The organism is Protofrankia sp. CiP1_Cm_nod2 (genome assembly GCF_920664355.1).
In the GTDB taxonomy this organism is placed as follows: domain Bacteria; phylum Actinomycetota; class Actinomycetes; order Frankiales; family Frankiaceae; genus Protofrankia.
This window is the reverse complement of the sequence record NZ_CAKKTL010000007.1, coordinates 10,038-12,809: the sequence shown is the minus strand read 5'-3', so window position 1 is coordinate 12,809 and position 2,772 is coordinate 10,038. Positions and strand designations below refer to the sequence as shown.

The following is a 2,772-nucleotide window of genomic DNA, read 5'->3' as shown; positions in this document are numbered from 1 at the left end:
GAGGACAGGAACCCCCAGCTGGGAGGGGACGGCGAGCAGTCGGACGGTCAGGGGGCGATCCCGGTACGGCCGGCCCAGCTGGCCGGTCACCACACCCCCATCGGTCACCGCATGTGTCGGTGCGCCGCAGGCCCACCAGATCGTGGTCGCGTCCCGTTCGAACAGCTCCTCCAACGCCGCCGTCTCCGCATCGGCCCGACTCACCCCAGCCGCGATCCCCGAGTACATGAGAGCGTTCGTCGGCGGCTCGGCGCGATGCGGGCCGTGGAAGTAGTCGAGATAGACCAGCGAGGCCGGCACGAGCACACTGTCACCGCTGAGGAGATCCGTGCCCGTCACCCAGGCAACCTCGAGATCGCGGGTGAAGCGGACGAACGGGAAACCTGCCGTCGCGTACTGCCGGTCGGAGTACAACGCGAACTCCAACGGATCAGTCGCGGCGATCCCCTGCGCGCGCAGCGCCTCCCAGCTTGCGACCGGCAGCACCGCTGGCACGGCGTTGCCGCAGTACCGCTCCACCGCTTCACCGATCGCCGCGCCGCGCGCCCGACCGGCGTCACCGAGGGTGGCACCGAATCCGAACCCGTCCGCCCGCCACCCGGCGAACCTGTCGGCGCGGGCCACCCGCGCGCTACGCCCCAGCCAGCCCGCAGGCATACCGGGGGCGGGTGGCTGATCGACCACTGTTGTCAGCAGACCCAGCCGGGAATCGACGAGATCCTCGACGGTCACGACGCACTCCCCCTGCCGACACTCATCGCCACGCCGGCCCGCTGGGTACCGATGTCGCGGGTGGCCGAGGTGTCCTCGTCCATTTGTGCCGCCGTTCCCATGGTCAACAGGACCAGGCGGGTGCCGGTCTGCCCGGATCCGACCAGGACTGTCTGCTCGCAGGCGCGCGTGGTCGTGGTGGTGTAGCGGTTCCGACTCGTGCCCAGGTTGCGCGCCAGATTCGGATGATCACAACTGGTGATCTCCAGGACGAGCCGCGCGCCAGCCGGCACCCGCTCCGCCGCACCGGACAACACGATCGTCCCGGTGACCGAGGACCCGGGGCGCGCAGCCCAGGTGGCGCTACCAAACGCAAGCTCGTAGGCAGGGCCGGCGGGCAGCCAGGCAAGCACCCGGACGATCCAGTCGGCCTCGTCGGCGTCCGTCGACACGGCCAGTTCCACCGTGGCGGAGCCGACCATCGTCACCGCTGCTGCCAGTGGCTCGGAGACGAAGCGGACGGCGTCCGAACGGGCGAGCAACGCTCGGCGGTCCGCGCCGGGCACGGTCGAGGGAAACGGATCCCGCGGGTCGTAGCGGAAACCACATGATCCGTCCGGGCCAGGCCGGTCCGCGGTCAGGGTCCCGTCAGCGCGGGCGTGCCAGACAGCCTCGCTGACCTCCCGCGGCGGCCAGTCGTCGCCAATGGACCACTCGTCAGCGCCGCGGATGAAGACCTCGGCGCCGGACGCGGCCGTCCCCGAGACGGTCACCGCGGCCGTGCCGACGGCTCCGTCCGCGGGCGTGGGCGTCGCGCGCTCCGTCAGCACCTCTCGCAACCAGCTGACGCAGCTAGCCGCGAAGTCGTAGCGTGAGCTCGGTCCATGGTCACGATCGGCGACCCGGGTCGTCGCGGCGAAGGCGAGGTCGTGCCCCCATGCCCCGATGAGCAGACGCCGCGGCGGTCGCGGCGTCACCGCCGAACCGACAAGCCGCCAGTGCTCCAACGTCTCGGAGATCAACAGGTCGTACCAGCCACCCACGTGGAACGCGGCGGCGCGGACGGCCGCGAGCTCGCCGTCCGTGAACGTCTCCGGCCTTGGCGCGGTGCCAGTCCGCAGAATGTCACCCCAATGCGGCAGGACAGCACCCATCCGCTCCGGCAGCTCACACACCGGTAGGTGATCCAGGACGTCAGGCTGCCGGCCATGCACCAGCCGGACCAGACCGTCGCGGCTGGTGCGGGCGTCGGCGCGTTCCAACCACCAGTACGCGTGCTCAGCCAGGCGCAGAATGCCACCGGGCTCGAACTTCGTACGGTGCAGACCCATCGACGGGCCTAGGCTCACGATCGCCCGCACCGCGTCGGGTCGTTCCACCGCCAGCGCCCAGGCGGTGTATCCGGCGTACGAGCCGCCGTAGGCCACCAACCCGCCGTCGCACCAGGGCTGGGACAGGATCCAGTCCACCAGCGCGGCGCCGTCGGCCCGCTCATCCCGGTACGGCCGCCACGTGCCCTCCGAGTCATACCGGCCCCGGACATCCTGCACCACGTAGCCGAATCCACGCTCAGTCCAGCCTTGCCCCTCCGCCAGGTGGGCGGAGCGCCCGTAGGCGGTACGCGTGACGATCACCGGAACCGGCCAGGTGGCACGTGGCGGAACATGGGCATCCACCGCGAGCGGCGTGCCATCAGCCCCTGCCACCGTCAGGTTCACCCACCCTCCGGCGTCCGTGGCCTTCATGCGTGCACCGCGGCGGCCGGAACGCTGAGGGCGGACCCGCCATCCGGTCGGGCCGGGTCGGCGACCAGCGGCAGGGGCAGCACCGGGTGGCGCGCCACCGATCCCGGTGCGGCGACCTCCACCTGGACGTCGACCTCCGGTAGTCGGTCGGATGTCCACCAGGCTTCGATCTCGGCCAGCAACAGACCCGCCACCATGGCCAGCACGCCCCGTCCGGGCCAGGGGACCTCGGGGTGCTCCTCGCCGGACCGGTCGAGCCAGGCCCAGTGGGCCAGCAGTTCCTCGGGCGCATCGGCAGCCGCGAGCCGACGACCCC

The 2,772-nt window shown here is 71.5% G+C and carries 2 protein-coding genes and 1 pseudogene; all 3 read right to left on the bottom strand.

The window, feature by feature from the left end; genetic code table 11:
* Positions 1 to 732 (bottom strand): YcaO-like family protein (locus NBW84_RS01505; protein ID WP_250280980.1); only part of this gene is annotated, 732 nt, incomplete at its 3' end.
* Entirely contained in the window at positions 729 to 2,417 is a 1,689-nt protein-coding gene (locus NBW84_RS01500) for a CocE/NonD family hydrolase (RefSeq protein WP_250280978.1), read from the bottom strand. The genes NBW84_RS01500 and NBW84_RS01505, both read right to left, overlap by 4 nt.
* Before the next feature lie 35 nt (positions 2,418 to 2,452).
* Positions 2,453 to 2,772 (bottom strand): annotated as a pseudogene (locus NBW84_RS01495) (hypothetical protein); the annotation flags it as partial.